We start from the raw sequence: 20,066 nt of genomic DNA, 5'->3' as shown, positions 1-20,066 counted from the left end.
ACCTTCTTTAACATTTCCATTACCTCTGATATTACCCTGGGCACCATTGCCGGCGGTATCTATGTAAAAATGATCACCTCTGCTACCGGGTTAATAATCGGTATCGTTGCATACATCTGTTACAGCTTCCTGAATGCGCAGATAGATAAAGTGATCAATAAGATGGAAGCTGCATCCGCAGAGTTTATTGATATCTTACAGGAACCAACAAGATAATTTACGATTTACGATTGTAGATTTTAGATTTGAATTAAGCGAATACCTGCCCAATTCAAATCGTAAATCTAAAATCTAAGATCTAAAATCATACTCATGAATTTACGAGATAGAAGAGGAAAACGGCAGGTAGAGCTGCATAATTCGGCCTTGAACGATATTTTGTTCATTCTGCTGCTGTTCTTCCTGATCGTATCTACCCTGGCTAATCCCAATGTTATTAAGCTTACCCTGCCTAAAGCCAAGAGTAACACCAAGGCTAAACAAACAGTAGTGGTGAGCATTAACGATAAAAGAGAGTTTTACATCGGCACCAATAGAATACCTTTTGAAAGCCTGAAGCAAATGCTGGTGCCGGCCATTGCCCGCGAAAATGTAGATCCCACCATCGTGATCAATGCAGAAAGATCAGTGCCTGTAGAAGATATTGTGAAAGTAATGGAAGTAGCGCGTGAGATCGGGGCTAAAGTAGTACTGGCTACTGCAAATCCAAACCGGAAGGAATAGGCATAAAAAAAGAGATCGATGATCAGTTTAATGATGGAGGTGAAACTACAATTTTTGCAAACTTCATCGCCTTCATTTTTTTAACTTTCTCATCGACCTCTAAGGGTCGGAACGCTTATTCCTTTTGTTTTTTATCATCTCCCTTTTACAAGGAAAGAGGATAAGGTTAATTAGGATATCACCGTTCCTTTTCAGAACATTTATTCCTTTCGTTTTTTATCACTGTTTCTTTTTAGGGAAACGGATAAGGTGAATTAGGAAATCAATGTCCGTTTGATTAAGTATGCACCATTATCATGCCAGGATGAATAACTGAATTTTCCCCTCCTAACAGTAAAAACAGCCCTGAAATACTGTGGCAACAAGGCCTCACTGCTTAGGAAAAAGCACTACACATCGCGCAGGTTTTCCCCCTTCACCATGCGGTCTTTTCCAAAAATATCCTGCCGCAGCTGCACATTGGCAAACCCTTCCTTTTCCATTAAGCTCACTACTTCGGATCCTAATGCTTCGTTGATCTCAAAGTATAAAGCGCCTCCTTTGGAAAGCTTGCTGCCAGCCAGTTGTACAATACGGCGGTAAAATAATAAGGCATCTTCATCCGGTACAAACAGCGCTAAGGAAGGCTCATAATCCAGCACCTGCTGCTGCATGCCCAAACGTTCACTCTGCTTAATGTAAGGTGGGTTGCTCACAATAATATTAAACATGGGTAAAGCGGCCGTAGCCGCTTCATCCAGCACATTTACCTGTGTAAAATGTACATCCAGCTGTTGTTTGGCGGCATTGGCCTTTGCAAGGGTTAAAGCGCCGTCGCTCACATCAATACCCCATACACCAGCTGCCGGCAGCGCCTGTTTTAAAGCTAAAGGAATGCAGCCGCTCCCGGTGCCGATATCCAGTAGCTGCAGATCCTTCGTCCCCATCTGCATATTTGAATATTTGCCCATCTGCACATCATTTACGATCCATTCCACCAGCTCCTCTGTTTCCGGGCGGGGTATCAGCACATTGCGGTTCACCAGCAGCTCCATACCATAAAACCAGGCCGTACCGGTTACATATTGTACGGGCTGGTGCTGCAGCAGTGCAGCCACCGCCTCTTCCAGCCGGTTTTGCTGCCCGGGGTCCAGGTTCCGGTCTTTATACACAATACGGTCCAGCTTATTGAGGCCGGTAATATGTTCCACTACTATATGAGCTATGTTGGCCGCCTCCCTGGGTTCATAAATAGGGGCGATGGTATTGATGATATAGGTAAATGCCGCTTGTATGTTCATGCAAATGGTCTGAAAATAATACTTTTGCAAACATAACCAACGTTCAGCGCATGAACCCTATGCACGACGAACTTTTTATGCAACGCTGCCTGCAGCTGGCCCAGCTGGGCGCCGGCCGGGTAGCGCCTAACCCAATGGTAGGGGCGCTGCTGGTGCACCAGGGCCGTATTATCAGCGAAGGCTACCACCGGGTATATGGCCAGGCGCATGCAGAGGTGGATTGTATTGAGCGGGTGCCGGAAGCCGATAAATACCTCATCCCCCAATGCACCATGTATGTAACGCTGGAGCCCTGCGCGCATCATGGTAAAACGCCGCCCTGTGCCGACAGGATCGTGAAGGAAAGGATCGCCAGGGTGGTCATCGGCTGTACCGATACCTTTTCACAGGTAAGCGGCAAAGGCATTGAAAAGCTGCAGCAGGCCGGCATACAGGTAACGGTTGGCGTACTGGAAAGGGCCTGCCGGGAGCTGAACAAACGTTTCTTTACCTACCATGAAAAGAAACGGCCTTATATTGTGCTCAAATGGGCGCAATGCCCGGCTGGTTTTATGGCCACGCTCAGCGGGGAGCCGGTACGTATTTCCAATGAATACAGCGACCGGCTGGTACACCGCTGGCGGAATGAGGAAATGGCCATTCTGGTAGGCACCAATACCGCCCTTACCGATGATCCCCGCCTCAACAACCGCCTGTGGACCGGTAAAAGCCCGGTGCGCGCAGTAATAGACCGGGAGCTGAAAACACCGCAGCATTATCACCTGTGGGATGGCAGCATAGCCACCTGGTTCTTTACAGAAAAAGCATCAGGCGCCAACGGCCTTACGGAAACTGTGCAGATTGATTTCCGGCAGCCGTTGTTAGGGCAGGTGCTGGAGCACCTGTATAAAAGGAATATTAACAGTGTGCTGGTTGAAGGGGGCGCGTATCTGTTACAGCGTTTTATAGAAGCCGGCCTGTGGGACGAAGCCCGGGTTATTAATGGCAGCACTATGCTGCCCGATGGTGTAAAGGCGCCGGTACTGCCCCGCGCATTATTAATGGAACAAACAACCCTGCAGGGGGATAATATAACATATTATAGAAACACAGAATAGTTGGCAGTCCGCAGTTTGCAGTTGGCAGTATATAACAGTATATCTTCGCTTGACTGCCAACTGCCCACTGCCAACTGCCCACTAAAAAAAAATGGAAGTTTATTTTACGATTGAGAAAACAGCCACCGCAGAATATAAGGACAGAGGCAGTAAATTTATTGCATACGCTTTCCCGGTAAAAAATACAGACGATGTAAAAGAATGCCTGCTGGTTGTTAAAAAAGAACACCCCAAAGCCACCCACCACTGTTTTGCTTACCGCCTGGGTACAGATGGTTTGCAGTTCCGCGCCAGCGATGATGGCGAACCTTCCGGCACGGCAGGCAAACCCATACTGGGGCAAATAGACAGCAAACAGCTAACTGATACCTTAGTGATCGTAGTGCGTTATTTTGGCGGTACCCTGCTGGGCGCACCCGGCCTCATTAACGCCTATAAAATGGCTACAGCCCTGGTGCTGCAGCTGATACCCGCCGTGCAAAAAAATGTGGAGCGAAAGTTCCAGCTCAGCTTTGACTATACCATCCTGAATGAGGTGATGAATACCGTAAAACAAAACAACTGCAGCATCCTTTCACAGGAGCTGCAGCTGTTTTGCGCAATGGAAATAGGCGTGCCCCTGGCCAATAAGGAGCTGTGCCTGCTGCGGCTGAAAGAGATCTACGGGTTGGAGATAAGGGAAAGCAAGGCCGGTAAATGACCCTTACAATATCCCCTTATCCGCCCTTCCTGAAGATCAGCGGATTCTGCTCATCGTTATTTAAAAGATCCCCCGGCTTTAATTGGCTCACCTGCTCATCTGTTAGTATATTCTGGATGCCGTTAAAAACAGCGCCGTCCGGCATATAGGCGCAGGTCATTGCACGCCGGAAACCGCCGGTCATATTGGCGCCTGCACCATGTATGGTGAGCCCGTTGTGGAACGAGCAGCTGCCGGCTTTCATAGGCGCTGCAACAGACCGGGCCTGCAGAAAAGCCGGGTAAAACTCAAAAACAGCATCCATATTTTTCCCGATGCCCGGGTTCTCAAACCCGGTGCTGTGGTAAGAGCCGGGAATAAAATAAAGACAGCCATTCTCAAGTGTTGCATCATCCAGCGCTACCCAGATGGACAATGCGCGGCGGTCGCTGAAAGACCAGAAAGGCGTATCCAGGTGCCAGGAGGTTGGGTTGGCCCAGGGTCTTTTTATCAGCGCCTGGTCGTGCCAGATACGGGTAGCCTCCCAGCCGGCTAAGGCGGCCACCATCCCGCCCAGCTTTTCATCCAGCATGATCTTTTTAACCTTATCATTGGTTTGCCAGAGGTTCAGCAGCTGGTCAAACACTTTGCCGAAATAGTCACTTTCCTTGTTAATCCCATCCTCTTCACCTGTTTTGGTTTCCCTGGCCGGCATTTTCCGGCCCTTACGTTCCGCTACTGCTTCGGTTACGGCTGTTCTCCAATGGTCAAGCTCCTCCGGCGACAGGAAATTTTCCACTACCAGGAAACCATCGCGGCGGTAAGCATCTATTTGTTCTTTTGAGAGCGCTGTATGCATACATATGTTTTAACGGTTAAGAAATCTGTTCCCGGTTCACTGTTCTTACACCGCTTAACGTTTAACCGGCCGCGTTAGTAGCCGGGGTTTTGTGTTAGCTGTGGATTGATCTGTATTTCCCGGAAAGGGATCGGGTATATAAGCCGGTTTTCCGTTATGTTAAAAGAATTGGGTAAAAGCCAGGGATAGATGGTTTTTAACCGGTCGCCTTTTGCTTTAATAACCGGTATTGCCTTGCCCAGCCGTATAAGATCTGTCCAGCGGTGGTTCTCAAAAGCCAGCTCATGCCGCATTTCATCGGCTATATTGTCAAGCGTGGCAGTGGTAAGTGCGGGCAGGCCGGCCCTTGTTCTAACGCGGTTCACATAGGGCAGGGCTTCCTGGGCCTTATTTTCCCTTACCAGGCATTCGGCCAGCAGCAACAATGCGCCGGAATAGCGGTACACAGGCCAGTTTTCAGGCGTATTGAACTCCGATATATAAGGCGGGTGATAATATTTCTTTATCATGTAAAAGAAACTTTTTCCCGGTTGCGGCGTATAGCCTGCCGGGTTTTTAACAGCAGTGGCGGTAAAATCTTCCACGCCGCTGATGCTGCCTTCCACCACTGCTATGGAGGCATTCAGGCGCAGGTCGCCGGTTTCATAGGAGCTTACCATTTCCTGGGTGGGTACATTCCATCCGCTGAAAATGTTCATAGAGCTGCCTTTATATCCCATCAGGAAATCAGGATTGGTGGTTTTGGGTGCAAATGCCCAGGCAAAGCTGCTTTGCTGGCCGCTTACAAGATCTGAGAGGTATTGTACTTCAAAAATAGATTCGCTGTTGTTCTTGTTGGCAGGGTCAAATACCGCTGCATAGCCAGGCAGCAGCGTATAGTTCATATGTGTTATATCCAGCAGCTCCGTTTCTGCGGCAGCATAGTTCTTATCCGGAGCAGACATATAAACATATGCCAGCAGCATTTTAGCAGCGCCTTTGGTAGCCCTGCCGCTTTGCGGAAAGCTGGCCGCTACCTGCAGCCTGGGAATAGCTTCTTCCAGGTCGCTGATGATCTGTGCATATACTTCGTTAACGGTGTTCCTGGGTTTAAAGGACTGGTCAGGTGCGGTGATCTCTTCCAGGTGAAGCGGTACCCCGCCGTAGTGCTGCACAAGATCGAAATAATAGAATGCGCGCAGGAAAAGCGCTTCTCCGGCAATGGAGTCTTTTGCGCCTGCCGGAAGCGCTATTTTTTCAAGCCGGGAAAGGATGATGTTTATCATGGCAATGCCGGAATAATCATCGCCATAACGGTTGCCGGGTGAGTTCACCACTGCGCTGGAATTAGCGTCGTCAAGGATCTCCGGCAGGGATTCCCTGCTGGGCTCAAAGCCGCGGTTAGCGCTGTACCGCGTAAAGAAAGTATTATCAGACCGCATCTCATCCATATACACACCGGTGTTCACAATGCTGCGCAGGGGCGCATAAGCCGCTACCAGCGCCTGCTCAAACTGGGCCTGGGTCTGGTAAAAGCTGGCGGAGCTTAAAGAGGTTTCCGGATACACGTTCAGGAAATCTTTTCCGCAGGAGACCAGCAGAATGCCTGCCAGTAAAGCCCAAAGGCCGGGACGCAGATTATAGCTTAGTTTATTTTTCATAACGTTCCTTTTAAAAATTTACATTTAAGCCAATGGCATACACTTTTGCAATGGGAAAGGCCGTAAAGTCGCGCCCCTGGTTAATCCCATTAAGCCCCTGAAAGCTAACCTCCGGGTTCATGCCGGGATATTTGGTGAACGTAAACGCGTTCTGCGCGGTGAGGTAAGCTCTTGCGCTTTTGATAAGCGATTGTTTTTTGGGCGTAAAGGTGTAGCCCAGTGTAATGTTCTTGGCCATCAGGTAAGTGCCGCTGAATACCTGGCGCGTGGTGAAGTTGCGGAAATCGGCCGTAGTGCCGGAGCGGGTTCTCGGGTAAATGCCGTCGCCGGGATCCTCTTCCGAACGCCAGCGGCGCGCTACTCCTTTTCTTACGTTGAATACACCGTCCAGGTTTTCGGTTGACTGGAAAGCATCATCTGCAATATCATTACCAACAGAGCCGGCCAGTACCATTGAAAAATCAAAGTTCCCGTAGCTAAGCTGGTTGGTGATGCCGTATATAAAATCAGGATTGGGGTTGCCTATCCAGGTGCGGTCGTTAATATCTATTTTTCCATCCGGCTTTCCTTCGGGGCCGCTTATGTCGGCAAACCTCGCCGTGCCTACCATAGAGGTGGCGCCATGCGGCTGCGTTTCAAACTCCTCCTGTGTCATGTACACGCCGGTATTTACATAACCGTAAAACAAACCTATGGGGTGGCCCACCGCGGTCCTGTTATCATCCCAATATTCCTGGTAACCGCCTATAGGCGCATTGCTGGTGCCCAGCTGTTTTACAATATTACGGTCAAAGGAAATATTCAGGGAGGTGGTCCATTTTAACTTTCCTGTAAGGTTCCTGCTTTCAACGGTGATCTCATGGCCCCAGAAATCGAACCTGCCCACATTGGATGTTACGCTGCTAAAACCGGATTGTACCGGTATGTCTATTGCATATAAAAGCCCGTCTGTTTTTTTGTGGTAGTAATCGTAGGTTAAAGAAAGCCGGTTGTCAAAAAGGCCTATGTCGGCGCCCAGGTCATAGCCGGTAGTGGCTTCCCAGGTAAGGTTAGGGTTACCAATGCCATCCGGGCGGCTGCCGGCCGCCAGCTGATTATTGAATACGTAATTGTTCTGGTTAATGCCTGCCAGGTACGTGTAGGTGCCGATATTGTTATTACCTACCTTTCCCCAGCTGCCTCTTATTTTCAGGTAGCTGAGCTGCTTAAGCCCTTTCATAAAATTCTCTTCAGAAAGCACCCAGCCGGCAGAAACGGAAGGGAAGTTGCCGTACTTGGTGTTGGAGCCGAATTTGGAAGAGCCGTCCCTTCTGAATGCCAGGGACAGCAGGTACTTTTCAGCATAATTATAATTTATCCGGCCTATCAGCGATACCAGTGAATAATCGCTGGCGGCTACATTACCTATGCGGCTGGCGGCCACATTCAGCCATTGTATATTATCGTCCGGGAACTGTGCGCCGTTGATGCTGCTGTTCTCAAAATCGGATTTCTGAGCACTGTATCCTACAAAAGCATCCAGGTTGTGTTTGGCATTAAATGTTTTGGTATAGGTAAGCGTATGCTCCAGCAGCCAGGAAAGGAAGCTGCTGGTATTGTAATTGGCGTCGGCCGAAGAAGCAGGCTGCGCGCCGCCCCTTACAGTAGAGGGGGCGAAAGAACGGTAAATGGAATTATCTGTATTGATGTTAGCGCTTATCTTATACTTTAAGCCATCTGCCAATTCATAGCTTGCATAAGCGTTTGAAAGCAGTGTAAGGTTTTTGGTACGGTTCACGCTCAGGCGTAAAACCTGGTAATAGTTGGGCATAGAGAACATACCGGGCTGTGAAAAGCCGATAGGATAGGTGCCATCTGCATTCTGATAGTGAACAGTAGGATCCATCAGGTAAGCCCACTGTATAATATTCCGGCCTTCTCCCAGGCCCGGGGTAATATTCTGGTTGCGGTAGGTTACGCCCAGGTTAAATCCGAATGTAAGCCGGTCTGAAACATTATAAATGTTATTGGCCCTGCCGGTGAACCTTTCCGCCCACTGATTGATCATAACACCATCCTGCCGGTTGTAATCCAGGTTTACGGCAGATTTAAGCTTGCCGGTACCGGTTGTAAGGGACAGGTTGTAATCCTGCGTGGGCGCATCCCGCAGCAATACCTGGAACCAGTCGGTGCCACCATTGGGATCGATCTGCTCCGGGTGCTGGTAGGCGGCAGGTACACCGCCGGTATAACCTTCATAGCGGGCAGCATCTTCATAATACTCTTTCTTAAACTCGGCAAATTCCCTTGCATTCATAAGATCAGGGCGGCCTCTTTTTGAAACGGTTTGCAGGCCGGTGTACACGCTGAAGGTTACATTTTGCTGCCCGGTTTTAGCCTGTTTGGTGGTTACCAGTATTACGCCATTGGCGGCCCTTGAACCATATAGGGCCGCGGCAGATGCATCTTTTAATACGCTGATGCTTTCTATGTCGTTAGGGCTGATGGTTTCAAGACCGCTCTCGCTTGGAAACCCGTCAATAACGATCAGCGGGTTATTACCCGCGTTAATAGATGCTGCGCCCCTGATACGAAAGGAGAGGTTGGCGCCCGGCTGCCCGGTGTTTTGATTGATCTGCACCCCTGCAAATTTGCCCTGCAGCTTCTGGCCTGCATTGGCTACGGGCATATCTTTTACCTCTGCTCCTTTCAGCTGGCTGATGGAGCCGGTAATATCACGCTTTCTTTGCGTGCCATAGCTTACCACTACAACATCATTTAATGTTGCGCGGCCGGGCAGCAGGCGTATGCTGGCCGTTAACCCGTCTTTGCCGGCTACAAAGGTGCTTTTCTCATACCCAATAAATGAAAAAACAAGGGTGGCGCCATCCTGCACCCTGATCGAGAATTTGCCTGCAGCATCTGTAGTAGTGCCGCCGGACAAACCCTGTGGAATAACGGTAACGCCTGCAAGCGGTTCACCTGCATCGGAAACAACGGTGCCTTTGACCGTTACCTGCTGCTGCGCAAAACAGAAGCTGCTTACCGACAATGAAATAAATAAGAGCAGCCATTGTTTTGGCCGCCATAGATTGACCATTTCTTTCATAACGGGTGATTTTGGTTGTGTAATGATTACAGGTCAAAATTATCAGAAACCGCAGCGGGGATGGATATACAAAACATTACTTCTTTTGTGCTTTCTGATATATTTTCTTTTTTGTTCCGCTGCCCGGAACGTTTGCTGGTAAAGGGTATGGTAAGCACACGCTGAAAAGACAAAAAAGATAAAAATTAACGCGTTTTGGAAAAAGCCTTTATAAACGCAGTCATTAATTTTGAAGGTATGCTGCGCATATCAATAATACTTTTCTTTCTGCAGGTCATTACCGGCAGTGCTGTTCTTGCACAATCCGCAACACCTTACAGGCCGCTGCATGGCGGGCAATTCAATGCCCCGCCTGTACCCGCTTCGCCGGACCCGCTGATCCGTTACCGCTGGGCAAACCCGCATTACACCGATCCACTGCAGGTGTACACGCTTTATCCGCTTAAAGCAAAGGCATCTCCTGCCACCTCCTTTGTACAGCACAACAAGGCTTTTAATGTGCAGGCGCCCGGAACGCTGATGTTTGATTTCGGCGTGGAAAGCGCGGCCTGGCTGGAATTTGATGCAGATAATATACCCGCCGGCACTGAAATAACCATGAGCATCAGTGAATACAATGAACCTGCTATTGTGAATGCCGGCGCAGCGCACCCGGTAAAAACAGCCGTACCGGTAAAACATGGAAATACCTACCGGCTGGAGCTGAATGATGCGTTGTATGAAGGCGTAAGGTTTGGCTGGATCCATATCAATAAGGCGCCGGCCCCTTTTACTATAAAAGAAGTACGGCTGGTATGCCAGGTAAAGCCGGTGAACTATGCGGGCAGCTTTTCCTGCAGCGATACAGTATTGAACAGGATATGGTACACCGGCGCCTATACCGTAAAGCTGAACCTGATGCAGGATTATTTTGGCGCTATATTAATGGAGCGCAGCGACCGCCATTCCTGGACCGGCGATGCCTATCCCGCGCAGGCAGCATCGCTGGTGGCTTTTGCCAACTATAACGCCGTTAAGGAAAATATCAGGCGCACTGCCGGTAAGGATAATGACATACCTGCTTATTCACTGTACTGGGTGCTTAGCCTGGCAGACTATTTTAATTATACCGGCGATACCGCCTTTCTGCAGTCGCTGCTGCCGGTAGCGGCCAGCCGGCTAAAGCTTGCTTACCGGGAGTACGACAGCATACCATCCTTAGGCTTTATGGGCTGGGATGAAAGGCTGGGCGCCGGTTTTGAGCACCCGCAGCTGCAGGAGTGCCAGAATGCCTATAAGATGCTTTGCATTCATGCCTGGAAAGATTTCAGCGCTGCCATGCTTGCCGCGGGTGACACCGCAGCAGCTTTATTATTTAGCCGTTATGCCGCTGAAAAAACAGCAGGGCTTAGCAACGGCAGCGCTTCATTTGAGCGCTACGGTGTGCATGCAATTGCGGAAGCCCTGAATGCAGGGTTAACAGATCCGGGTGTGTTACAGCAGGCAGCAGCATGTTTTAAGGACCGGCTTAACCGGCTATCCTATTCGCCTTTTAACCAGTATTTTATTATCCAGGCAATGGCGCGCAGCAGCTTTATCCCGCAGGCGCTTACCACTATCCGTGATTGCTGGGGCGGACAGCTGCACTATGGCGGCACCTCTTTTTTTGAAGTGTACCGGCCATCCTGGAACGCCATTTTAAAACCGAATGATGCACCGCCAAATAACCAGTGCGGCTATACGAGCCTGGCGCATCCCTGGGGCGCGGGCGTAACCTGCTGGCTTTCCCAAAATATACTGGGAATACGGTCTGCAGCGCCGGGTTTTAAACAGTTTGTTGTTAAGCCCTACCTGCAAAACGGACTTACGTATGTAAAAGGCGTGGTGCCTGCGCCTTCCGGCAATATAGCGGCCTCTTTTGATATAAGATCCGGCCAATGCGAGCTAACAGTTCCTCCCGGAACGCAGGCGGTGAAGGTGGGGCTTCCTAAAGGCGGCAGAAAAATTGCGCAGCTGCGTATTAACAACCGTTTATACAATACAGCCGTTGAGGATAGCAATTATGTGTATGTAAGCAACCTGCAGCCGGGCCGTTATGTTATACGCATTCAATACCGGGGAATGCTTAACAGCAGCGCCTTGCAGGAGCCGCCGCTTAGCTGGCGCCTGCACACCTTTATACAGGACAGCGTTACTTCCGGCAGCTGGAGGGGAAAATACGGAAAGGATGGTTTTGCATTTTTTGAAGAAGGAGCCCGGGTAGATGAAAGCCATTTGCCTCCCTGCATCGGCAGCATAACAACCAATAAAGCAGGGTTTATCCGCTGGCAAAACGCTGACACCGGCAGAACAGCCAGCGCTATTATTACCCGCGATCCGCTTCCCACACAGCAAACCTTTACCATAGACCTGCCGCTTAAAGAAAAACACCCGGTATGTATCTCTCTGTATTTCCTGGACCCGGATGCGCAGCAGCGCAGATCTGCAGTGGAAATATTTGACCTGGATACCTTGGCAATACTGGCGCCGGTACAGCTTATAGAACATTATGAAAAAGGAAAGTACCTGCGCTTTACGGTAGACCGCCCGGTACGTATAAGGGTAAACCAGGTAAGGGGTAAAAATGCCGCTCTTGCCGGGCTGTTTTTTGACCACCCCTGACCTGCGCCTGTACAGCGCACCAGGGATATTTATTCATAGTTGTTCTCAAAGTATTGCTGCGGCGACTGAAGAAATTTTTTCCGGTATTCATTAGGTGACAGGCCGGTTTTTCTTTTAAAAAGCTTGGAGAAATAATAGATAGATTCGAATCCGGTTTGATCTGCAATTTCATTTATATTAAGCACGGTGGATTCCAGTAAATGTTTAGCCCTGTTCAGGCGCAGCTCAAGATGGTATTGATGCGGGGACACACCTGTGATCAGCTTAAAATTTTTTCTGAATGCAGAGTAGCCCATTGGCAGCTGGCTGGCCAGCTCCTGCAGGTCAACGGATTGCTCATAGGATTCCTGCAGCAGGAATTTTGCTTTGGATATCAGCTTTTCCACCGGGTTAATATCCTGCTGTTTGTTCACGGCAGCGGTATGGGCAATGCCCAGCATTTGCAGGGTAACGCCTGCAATCTGCTGCGCATACCCGATAAAGGATGCTTTTACACTATCCGTGATCTGGTTGAACAATACCAGCAGATCCTTATTCAGGCCAATGTGCACACATGGGTTTGCGGGATTGAAGAAATTTTTGTCCATAAGCTGTTTTACATAATACCCGTGGAAACCAACCCAATGCTCTTCCCAGCCGGATTTTGCATCCGGCTTATAACGGTGCCATACGCCGGGAAATAAAAAGAAGCAGGTGCCGGCTTCCACTTCCACCGGCGGGGTAAGCGCAGAGCAGAAAACACCCCGGCCCCGGGATATGAATATCATGTAATAGTCGTTAAGGATCCGGCCCCTGTTCCAGGTAAGATGGTGGCTGCTTGGATGTTCCTGGTTGGGATAATGTTCATGCGGGGCTACTTTGGAATAGCCTGCCGTAGTAACATACATTCCCCATCTTTCCTCAGTTGGTCCAATACTGAGATACTTAAAGAAATTATTATTCATTGCGTGGATGCAGGTATTTAAATAATGGAGCGGCTATTATCCCCGGCTTGCTGCCTGCGCTATTTAAATTTAGTAAAATAATATTCAACCGCGCTTAAGATAGTATAGGATAGTTGCCCTGAATTTTTATTCTAATTTGACCTCACCTTCAAATGTACTCAGTTATTTCAGGAGAGCCTTCTCCTGCCATGCCATATTATTTAAACTAAAACACAAAAAAATTCCTCGGTTATGAAAAAGTATCACCACTATTATCATGCATACAGGTAGCTTTCATAGATAGCTAATACCATATTGTAAACCGTCTTTATGTTTTGCCTCCGCCATCATCCGGAAGGCAGGGATATCTCTTTGCATATCCATTCCTAACAGCTAAACCCATTCCCGTTATGTACAACAGCATTACCAACAAACAAACGAAACGCTGGCCTGTTTTCCTGTGCAACCTGGTGTTCATGCTCTGCTGCCTGTGTGCCACCGCACAGCAAAAGAGCACTGTCAGCGGACAGGTAACCGATTCTTCCGGCAACCCTTTGCCTGGCGTTACCGTGCAGATAGCCGGTAAATCACAAGGCACACAAACCAATACCGGCGGGCAGTTCAGCATTGCCGCTGCTGCCGGCGATGTGCTTTCTTTTCATTATATAGGTTATGATGAAAAACGTGTGCAGGTAGGCAGCCAGCCGGTTATTAATGTACGGTTGATCACCTCTACTGCGGGGCTAAACGAAGTAGTGGTGATCGGCTACGGCACCCAGCAAAAGAAAGACCTTACCGGCGCTGTGGCCAATGTAAGCGGCAAACAGCTGCAGGATCTGCCGGTAGCAGGTATGGATCAGAAACTAACCGGACAAGTACCCGGCGTGCAGGTAAGCAGCGTAACCGGTACACCCGGCGGTGGCGCAGCCGTGCGCATCAGGGGCTCGGGCTCCATAGGCGCAGGCAGCGATCCATTGTATGTAGTAGATGGTTTTCCTTTGTCATCCGGTTTCGGCCAGCAAGCCAGTCCGCTGAACATCATCAACCCGGATGATATCGAATCCATCACGGTACTGAAAGATGCTTCTTCCACCGCCATCTATGGCTCCCGTGGCTCTAACGGCGTAGTAGTGGTTACTACCAAACATGGCAAAAGCGGTGTGCCGCGTGTAAGCCTTAACACAAATACCGGCTTCCAGGAAGTGCCTCAGAAGGGACGGCCGCAAATGCTGAATGCGCGCGAGTTTGCCCAGTTCAGGAAAGATATTATTATAGATGATTTTGCATCCCGCGGGCAAACCGCTACGGATGCCGATATACCGGAAGAATACCGCAACCCGGAACAATATGGCGCCGGTACCAACTGGTACAATACCGTACTGAAAAAAGCATTGCAGCATAATACTACCCTGAGCGTTAGCGGTGGTACAGAGAATACGAAATATAATTTTTCAGCAGGTTATTATACCCAGGATGGCGTAGTACGTTACACCGGTTATGACCGCTACAGCGTACGGGCAAATATCGAAAGCCGTATAGGCCGCAAAGTGAAGATAGGTCTTAACCTGGCGCCTACCTACAGCACTCAGCAGGTGAACAATTTTGAGAACAGCTTTACCGATGTGCTTACGCAAAGCCTCTGGCTTAGTCCATTGATACCCGTGTATGACAATAACGGGCAGCGTACGCCTTACATCAGCTCGCCCGGCATGTTCAGCGCTGCCAACCCTTTGAATTCACTGGAGTTTGGCGTAACCAATGTAAAGAGCTTTAATGGCCTTGGCAATATTTATGGCGAATACGAGATCATTAACGGGCTGAAGGCAAAGGCCAGCTTTAATGTGAACTACGGTAACGGCTCTACTTTTGTATTCAATCCTTCTTTTTTAGGCGGGGTAAATAATCCGCCGCCCAGCATTCCCAACTCTTCCCAGTCAAAAGCCAATGCAATGAACTGGCTCACGGAAATGCTGCTGTCATACGATAAAACCTTTGGAAAAGATCATGCGCTGAACGTGGTACTGGGTTATACTGCGCAGAAGGAGCGCCAGGATTTTCTGCAGATCAACGCTTCCAACTATCCGGATGACAAGATCCAGCCCATTGGCGCTGCCGCCACCATTCCTTCCTATTCGCAGGATGTGCAGGAATGGGCGGTGCTTTCTTACCTGGGCAGGATCAACTATTCGCTGAAAGATAAATACCTGTTCACTGCAACCGTGCGTTCCGATGGCTCTTCCCGCTTCGGTTACAACAACCGTTATGGTACATTCCCTTCCGGCGCTATTGCCTGGCGCGCTTCAGAAGAAGAATTCCTGAAACGCGTTTCCTGGCTGAGCGACCTGAAGCTGCGCGCCAGCTATGGCCTTTCAGGTAATTATAATATCGGTAACTACACTTACATGTCTAACATTGCCGCTTATAACTATGCTTTCGGCGGCCAGATCGCCAATGGCAGAAGCGCATCTTCCCTGAGCAATTTTGACCTTACCTGGGAAGAATCGTCCCAGCTGGATGTAGGGTTGGATGCAGGCCTGTTCGGCAACCGCATAAACCTTACGGTTGATTATTACCGGCGTATCACCAAAGGCATGTTATACAATTCGGAGATCCCGCTGTCATCCGGTTACACGAACGTGATCATCAACTCCGGTAAAATAAAGAACCAGGGCATTGAAATAGGCATCAACAGCGATAACCTGGATGGTGCATTGAAATGGACCACTAACGCCAACATTGCATTTAACCGTAACAAGGTGCTGGCATTAAATGCCAAGAACGATCCTATTTACAGCGGCCGCAGTGGCGAAGGCTCTTTCCAGCATATTACAGAAGTAGGCAAACCGGTAGGCCTGTTCTACGGTTATGTGGTGGAAGGCGTTTATAAAGACCAGGACGATCTTAACCGCTCGCCTAAGCACGTTACCTCTGTAGTAGGCTCTATCAAGTATAAAGATGTGGATGGTAACGGCATCATAGAACCGGTGAATGACTTTGCCATCATCGGCGATCCTAATCCCAGGTTCATCTGGGGCCTTACGAATAATTTCAGCTATAAAGGCTTTGACCTGGGTATTGTATTAGTAGGCTCACAGGGCGGGCAGGTAATGAAAACCGCCAATCAATACCTGCTGAATATTGATGGCATTTTTAACGTAGACCGTAAAGTGCTGAACCGCTGGCGCTCGCCGGAGCAGCCAGGAGATGGCGTTACGCCAACTACCAATGGCGCAAGGGTGATTTACCGCGATGTGAATTCCTCCTGGATAGAAAGCTCCTCTTTCATGCGTATCCAGAACATTACGCTGGGCTACAACTTCAGCAGAAGGTGGCTGGAACATACAAAGTTCATCAGCGGCGCAAGGCTGTATGCCGGTGTACAGAACCTGCACACCTTTACAGGCTACAGCGGCGCCAACCCGGAAGTAAGCCGTAAAACTGTTTCGGGCAACGCCACCAGCACCGCCCTTACACCCGGTGAGGATTTTACTAACTACCCGATAGCACGTACGTTCACATTGGGCCTTAACCTGTCCTTTTAACCGCAAAATCATCTGTTATGCAAGGAAAAAGATTTTTCCAATATATCCTCATCACGCTGATGGCAGTACTGCTGACCACCAGCTGCGGCAAAAATTTCCTGGACCTGAACCCGGAAGCCACCATCAACAGCAATGTATTTTACAAGAATGAAGACGAGATCAAACAGGCCGTGAATGCAGCTTACAACATACTGCAGGACCTGGGCCGTGAAAGCTACTGGATCTTCGGCGAAATGAGATCAGATAACAGCGCTTTCCAATACAACAACGCCGACAGGGGAAGGGAGCAGTGGGAATTTGTAGATGAATTCCTGGTAGGCGCTACCGCCGAATGTATCCGTAACTTCTGGCAGGATAGCTATATCGGCATCTCCCGCTGTAACGATGTACTGGCGCATATCAGCGAAGTAACCATGTCCGACGCTGCACGCAACCAGTATACCGGCGAGGTGCAGTTCCTGCGGGCCTTTCATTATTTTAACCTGGTACGTCAGTTCGGCGGTGTGCCCTTACGCCTGAATTCCGTACAATCGCCCGATTCGTCGCTTTCCAAAGGACGTGCAAGCGTAGATCAGGTATATGCCGTTATAATATCCGACCTTACCGCTGCTGCTGCAAAGCTGCCTGCAAAATATAACGGCGCCGATGTAGGAAGGGCAAGCTCCGGCACGGCAAGCACCCTGCTGGGCAAAGTATACCTCACACAAAAGAAATACGCCGAAGCCTTAACGGAGCTGCGCAAAGTTACTGCCCTGGGATACCAGCTGGTGCCTAATTATGCTGATATCTTTGACCCGAATAAAAAGAACGGGCCCGAATCCATTTTCGAGATCCAGTACCTGGGCTCACAAACAGGATTGTTCAGCAGCTTCATGTACACGTTTGCCCCTTATACATCGGGCAGCGCGGTAACCGGCGATACCAAAACAGGCATCAACGGCAGCGGCTCCGGCTGGAATATTCCTACACAGGACATGATCGCCGCCTATGAAGCAGGCGACAAACGCAAGGCAGCATCCCTTGCAGAAGGTTATACCAGCAACGGTGTTTTTGTGAACATTCCTTATGTAAAAAAGTATAACCATGGCTTCACGGAAGTAGGACGCACCAACGATAATTTTCCCGTGCTGCGTTATGCAGATGTGTTGCTGATGATCGCTGAATGCCTGAACGAGCAGGGCTTTGTGGCCAACGGTGAAGCATTTGACCTCCTGAACCAGGTGAGAACAAGGGCAGGCCTGCCAAACAAAACAGCCGCGGAAGTGAACAGCCAGGCTGCATTCAGAACTGCGCTGTTCCATGAAAGACAGGTAGAGCTGGCTTTTGAGAACCACCGCTGGTACGACCTGGTACGTTCAGGCAATGCCGTTACCGTCATGAACGCACATGGTGTGAAGGAAAAACAGCAGCATACTTACATACCCTCAAACGCTTACCAGGTAAGCAACAACCGTTTGCTGCTGCCCCTACCGCAAACAGATGTAAATCTCGATAACCTTGAACAGAACCCACAATAGCATTTATTATTTAAATACAACAGCATGATAAAACGGATCCTTCTTTTAGTCCTGCCGGTAGTATTGATCTACTCCTGTAAGCAAACCAGCAATGACCTTACACTGGCGCACCTGCGCTGTGAATTCCGCGAAAACCCGTCAGGTATTGATATTAGCGCTCCCCGTTTAAGCTGGGAGATAGAAAGCAGCGGCAGGGGCATCGAACAGGCGGCCTACCAGCTTATGGTAGCCTCTTCTGAAGATGCATTGAACAATGATAAAGCAGATCTCTGGAACTCAGAGAAAGTAAGCTCTGATCAATCCATTAATGTAGCCTATGCAGGTAAGCCGCTCAGCAGTGGCGCGCAATGTTACTGGAAAGTGAAAGTGTGGACAAATGACGGTAAAGAATCCGGCTGGAGCAAGCCTGCCAGCTGGAGCGTAGGACTGTTGCAGCCCACAGACTGGCAGGCAAAATGGATAGGGCTCGATTCCGCTTTCACCTGGGAAAAACCTACAGACACCTTCACCCGCCTTTCGGCACGTTATCTCAGGAAAGAATTTCCCGTTGGCAAAAAGGTAAAGCGCGCCACCGCTTATATCAGCGGACTGGGATTATATGAGCTGTACATTAATGGCAAAAAGATCGGAGACCAGGTGCTGGCGCCAGGCCCCACCGAATATAACAAGCGCGTATTTTACAACACCTTTGATGTAACCGCTGAATTAAAAGAAGGCAATAATGCGATCGGCGCCATCCTCGGTAACGGCCGCTTCTTTCATATGCGGATACCCAACATAACAAACTACGGTTATCCTAAAATGATCTGCCAGCTGAACCTTGTATATGGCGATGGCAGCACGGGCAGCGTGATCACAGACGATAGCTGGAAGTTAACCGCCGCAGGGCCTGTTATCGCTAATAATGAGTATGACGGTGAAGAGTACGATGCCACCAAAGAGCTTACAGGGTGGGCGCAGCCGGGATATAACGCTGCTAACTGGCTGCCGGTGCAGCTGGTAGAAGAACCTGCACAGCTGCTGGTAGCGCAGCCCAATAATAATATTAAAGTGATGGATACCGTGAAAGCGGTAAGTGTGAAAGAGATCAAACCCGGTATGTTCATTTACGATATGGGACAGAACTTTGTAGGCTGGGTGCATCTTAAAGTAAAAGGAGAGAAAGGCGCCAAAGTAAGCCTGCGGTTTGCGGAACGCCTGAAAGATGACAGTACCCTGTATATGGATAACCTCCGCTCAGCAAAAGTAACGGACATCTATACACTAAAGGGGGAAGGCACAGAAGAATGGGAGCCTCGTTTCACCTATCATGGTTTCCGTTATGTGGAGGTAACAGGCTATCCCGGCAAGCCGGACCTGGCCGCCATTGAAGGCAGGGTGGTGTATGATGAAATGGAAACTACCGGCCGGTTTGAAACCTCTAATGAAGTGATCAATAAAATATATAAGAACGCCTACTGGGGCATACGCGGCAACTACCGCGGCATGCCTACGGATTGCCCGCAGCGTGATGAGCGTATGGGATGGCTGGGCGACCGTGCTGTAGGCGCCAGGGGAGAGAGCTTTATTTTCGATAACCATATGCTGTACGCCAAATGGCTGCAGGATATAGAAGATGCGCAAAAGCCCGAGGGCAGTGTGCCCGATGTGGCGCCCACTTACTGGAAAATATATTCGGATAACATGACCTGGCCGGCGGCCTACCTGATCATCGCCAACCTGCTGTATGAGCAGTATGGGGACGATCAGCCATTGCGCAAACACTATGCTTCCATGAAAAAGTGGATGTACTACATGAAGGATAAATACATGAAGGATTACATTCTCACAAAAGATACCTATGGCGACTGGTGCATGCCTCCGGAATCGCCGGAGCTCATTCACTCGAAAGACCCTGCACGTAAAACTGCCGGTGATTACCTGGGTACTGCTTTCTATTATCACCTGCTTACCGTGATGGAACGCTTTGCCACCATCACCGGTAATACAGCCGATGTAAGCGCATTTAAGGAGCTGGGCGAAAAAGTGAAGCTGGCTTTCAACGATAAGTTCCTGAATAAAAAAGAAGGCTATTATGC

At 49.4% G+C, this 20,066-nt stretch carries 13 protein-coding genes; 8 read left to right on the top strand and 5 right to left on the bottom strand.

The genetic code is table 11. The annotated features are described in order from the left end of the window. Together VIM87_RS00585 and VIM87_RS00580 are read left to right on the top strand one after the other, a co-directional pair. The coding region (locus VIM87_RS00585) for a MotA/TolQ/ExbB proton channel family protein (RefSeq protein ID WP_331995084.1) at window positions 1–216 on the top strand (216 nt) is incomplete at its 5' end. Between the two features lie 96 nt (window positions 217–312). Next, complete coding sequence (locus VIM87_RS00580) at window positions 313–723, top strand: biopolymer transporter ExbD (protein ID WP_331995083.1); 411 nt, start codon at window positions 313–315, stop codon at window positions 721–723. Window positions 724–1,112: 389 nt separating this feature from the next. On the opposite strand, the gene prmC is transcribed toward VIM87_RS00580, so the two are convergent. Further along, on the bottom strand, window positions 1,113–2,003 hold the full coding sequence (gene prmC / locus VIM87_RS00575) for a peptide chain release factor N(5)-glutamine methyltransferase (RefSeq protein ID WP_331995082.1): 891 nt from the start codon (window positions 2,001–2,003) through the stop codon (window positions 1,113–1,115). A 59-nt stretch (window positions 2,004–2,062) separates the two neighbouring features. Here prmC and ribD point away from each other — a divergent pair, with 59 nt between their 5' ends. After that, window positions 2,063–3,100, top strand: a complete 1,038-nt coding sequence (ribD, locus tag VIM87_RS00570) for a bifunctional diaminohydroxyphosphoribosylaminopyrimidine deaminase/5-amino-6-(5-phosphoribosylamino)uracil reductase RibD (RefSeq protein WP_331995081.1) — start codon at window positions 2,063–2,065, stop codon at window positions 3,098–3,100. Window positions 3,101–3,191: 91 nt separating this feature from the next. Further along, window positions 3,192–3,800: a YigZ family protein gene (locus VIM87_RS00565; RefSeq protein ID WP_331995080.1), complete on the top strand. Its 609-nt coding sequence runs from the start codon at window positions 3,192–3,194 to the stop codon at window positions 3,798–3,800. Window positions 3,801–3,816: 16 nt separating this feature from the next. Here the strand turns inward: VIM87_RS00565 and VIM87_RS00560 are convergent, their stop codons facing one another. The 3 genes from VIM87_RS00560 to VIM87_RS00550 all read right to left on the bottom strand — a co-directional run bounded on the left by VIM87_RS00560 (window position 3,817) and on the right by VIM87_RS00550 (window position 9,366). Further along, window positions 3,817–4,638, bottom strand: coding sequence for a phytanoyl-CoA dioxygenase family protein (locus VIM87_RS00560; RefSeq protein WP_331995079.1), 822 nt, complete (start codon window positions 4,636–4,638; stop codon window positions 3,817–3,819). Between the two features lie 74 nt (window positions 4,639–4,712). Continuing rightward, the gene (locus VIM87_RS00555) at window positions 4,713–6,278 is read right to left on the bottom strand and encodes a RagB/SusD family nutrient uptake outer membrane protein (protein ID WP_331995078.1); all 1,566 of its coding nucleotides are present in this window, start codon (window positions 6,276–6,278) and stop codon (window positions 4,713–4,715) included. Window positions 6,279–6,288: 10 nt separating this feature from the next. After that, window positions 6,289–9,366, bottom strand: a complete 3,078-nt coding sequence (locus tag VIM87_RS00550; protein ID WP_331995077.1) for a TonB-dependent receptor — start codon at window positions 9,364–9,366, stop codon at window positions 6,289–6,291. A 237-nt stretch (window positions 9,367–9,603) separates the two neighbouring features. Here VIM87_RS00550 and VIM87_RS00545 point away from each other — a divergent pair, with 237 nt between their 5' ends. Beyond that, window positions 9,604–12,006 carry an alpha-L-rhamnosidase C-terminal domain-containing protein gene (locus VIM87_RS00545; protein WP_331995076.1) on the top strand — a complete coding sequence of 801 codons (2,403 nt, stop codon included), beginning with the start codon at window positions 9,604–9,606 and terminating at the stop codon, window positions 12,004–12,006. 29 nt (window positions 12,007–12,035) lie between these two features. Here the strand turns inward: VIM87_RS00545 and VIM87_RS00540 are convergent, their stop codons facing one another. Further along, a complete protein-coding gene (locus tag VIM87_RS00540) occupies window positions 12,036–12,950 on the bottom strand; it encodes an AraC family transcriptional regulator (RefSeq protein WP_331995075.1) in 915 nt (304 codons plus the stop codon). Window positions 12,951–13,339: 389 nt separating this feature from the next. Between VIM87_RS00540 and VIM87_RS00535 the strand changes: the two genes are divergently transcribed. From VIM87_RS00535 to VIM87_RS00525, 3 genes are all read left to right on the top strand, one after another. Then, entirely contained in the window at window positions 13,340–16,471 is a 3,132-nt protein-coding gene (locus VIM87_RS00535) for a TonB-dependent receptor (RefSeq protein ID WP_331995074.1), read from the top strand. 17 nt (window positions 16,472–16,488) lie between these two features. Continuing rightward, a complete protein-coding gene (locus tag VIM87_RS00530; RefSeq protein WP_331995073.1) occupies window positions 16,489–17,988 on the top strand; it encodes a RagB/SusD family nutrient uptake outer membrane protein in 1,500 nt (499 codons plus the stop codon). Window positions 17,989–18,012: 24 nt separating this feature from the next. After that, the coding region (locus VIM87_RS00525; protein ID WP_331995072.1) for a family 78 glycoside hydrolase catalytic domain at window positions 18,013–20,066 on the top strand (2,054 nt) is incomplete at its 3' end.

The organism is Chitinophaga sp., assembly GCF_036569125.1.
Classification (GTDB): Bacteria; Bacteroidota; Bacteroidia; order Chitinophagales; family Chitinophagaceae; genus Chitinophaga.
Note: the sequence above shows the minus strand (reverse complement) of the source record. Positions and strands in the feature narration are given on the sequence as shown.

Coding starts and splice junctions, on each gene's coding strand:
- VIM87_RS00580 (WP_331995083.1), top strand. CDS start 313: ATGAATTTACGAGATAGAAGAGGAAAACGGCAGGTAGAGCTGCATAAT.
- prmC (WP_331995082.1), bottom strand. CDS start 2,003: ATGAACATACAAGCGGCATTTACCTATATCATCAATACCATCGCCCCT.
- ribD (WP_331995081.1), top strand. CDS start 2,063: ATGCACGACGAACTTTTTATGCAACGCTGCCTGCAGCTGGCCCAGCTG.
- VIM87_RS00565 (WP_331995080.1), top strand. CDS start 3,192: ATGGAAGTTTATTTTACGATTGAGAAAACAGCCACCGCAGAATATAAG.
- VIM87_RS00560 (WP_331995079.1), bottom strand. CDS start 4,638: ATGCATACAGCGCTCTCAAAAGAACAAATAGATGCTTACCGCCGCGAT.
- VIM87_RS00555 (WP_331995078.1), bottom strand. CDS start 6,278: ATGAAAAATAAACTAAGCTATAATCTGCGTCCCGGCCTTTGGGCTTTA.
- VIM87_RS00550 (WP_331995077.1), bottom strand. CDS start 9,366: ATGAAAGAAATGGTCAATCTATGGCGGCCAAAACAATGGCTGCTCTTA.
- VIM87_RS00545 (WP_331995076.1), top strand. CDS start 9,604: ATGCTGCGCATATCAATAATACTTTTCTTTCTGCAGGTCATTACCGGC.
- VIM87_RS00540 (WP_331995075.1), bottom strand. CDS start 12,950: ATGAATAATAATTTCTTTAAGTATCTCAGTATTGGACCAACTGAGGAA.
- VIM87_RS00535 (WP_331995074.1), top strand. CDS start 13,340: ATGTACAACAGCATTACCAACAAACAAACGAAACGCTGGCCTGTTTTC.
- VIM87_RS00530 (WP_331995073.1), top strand. CDS start 16,489: ATGCAAGGAAAAAGATTTTTCCAATATATCCTCATCACGCTGATGGCA.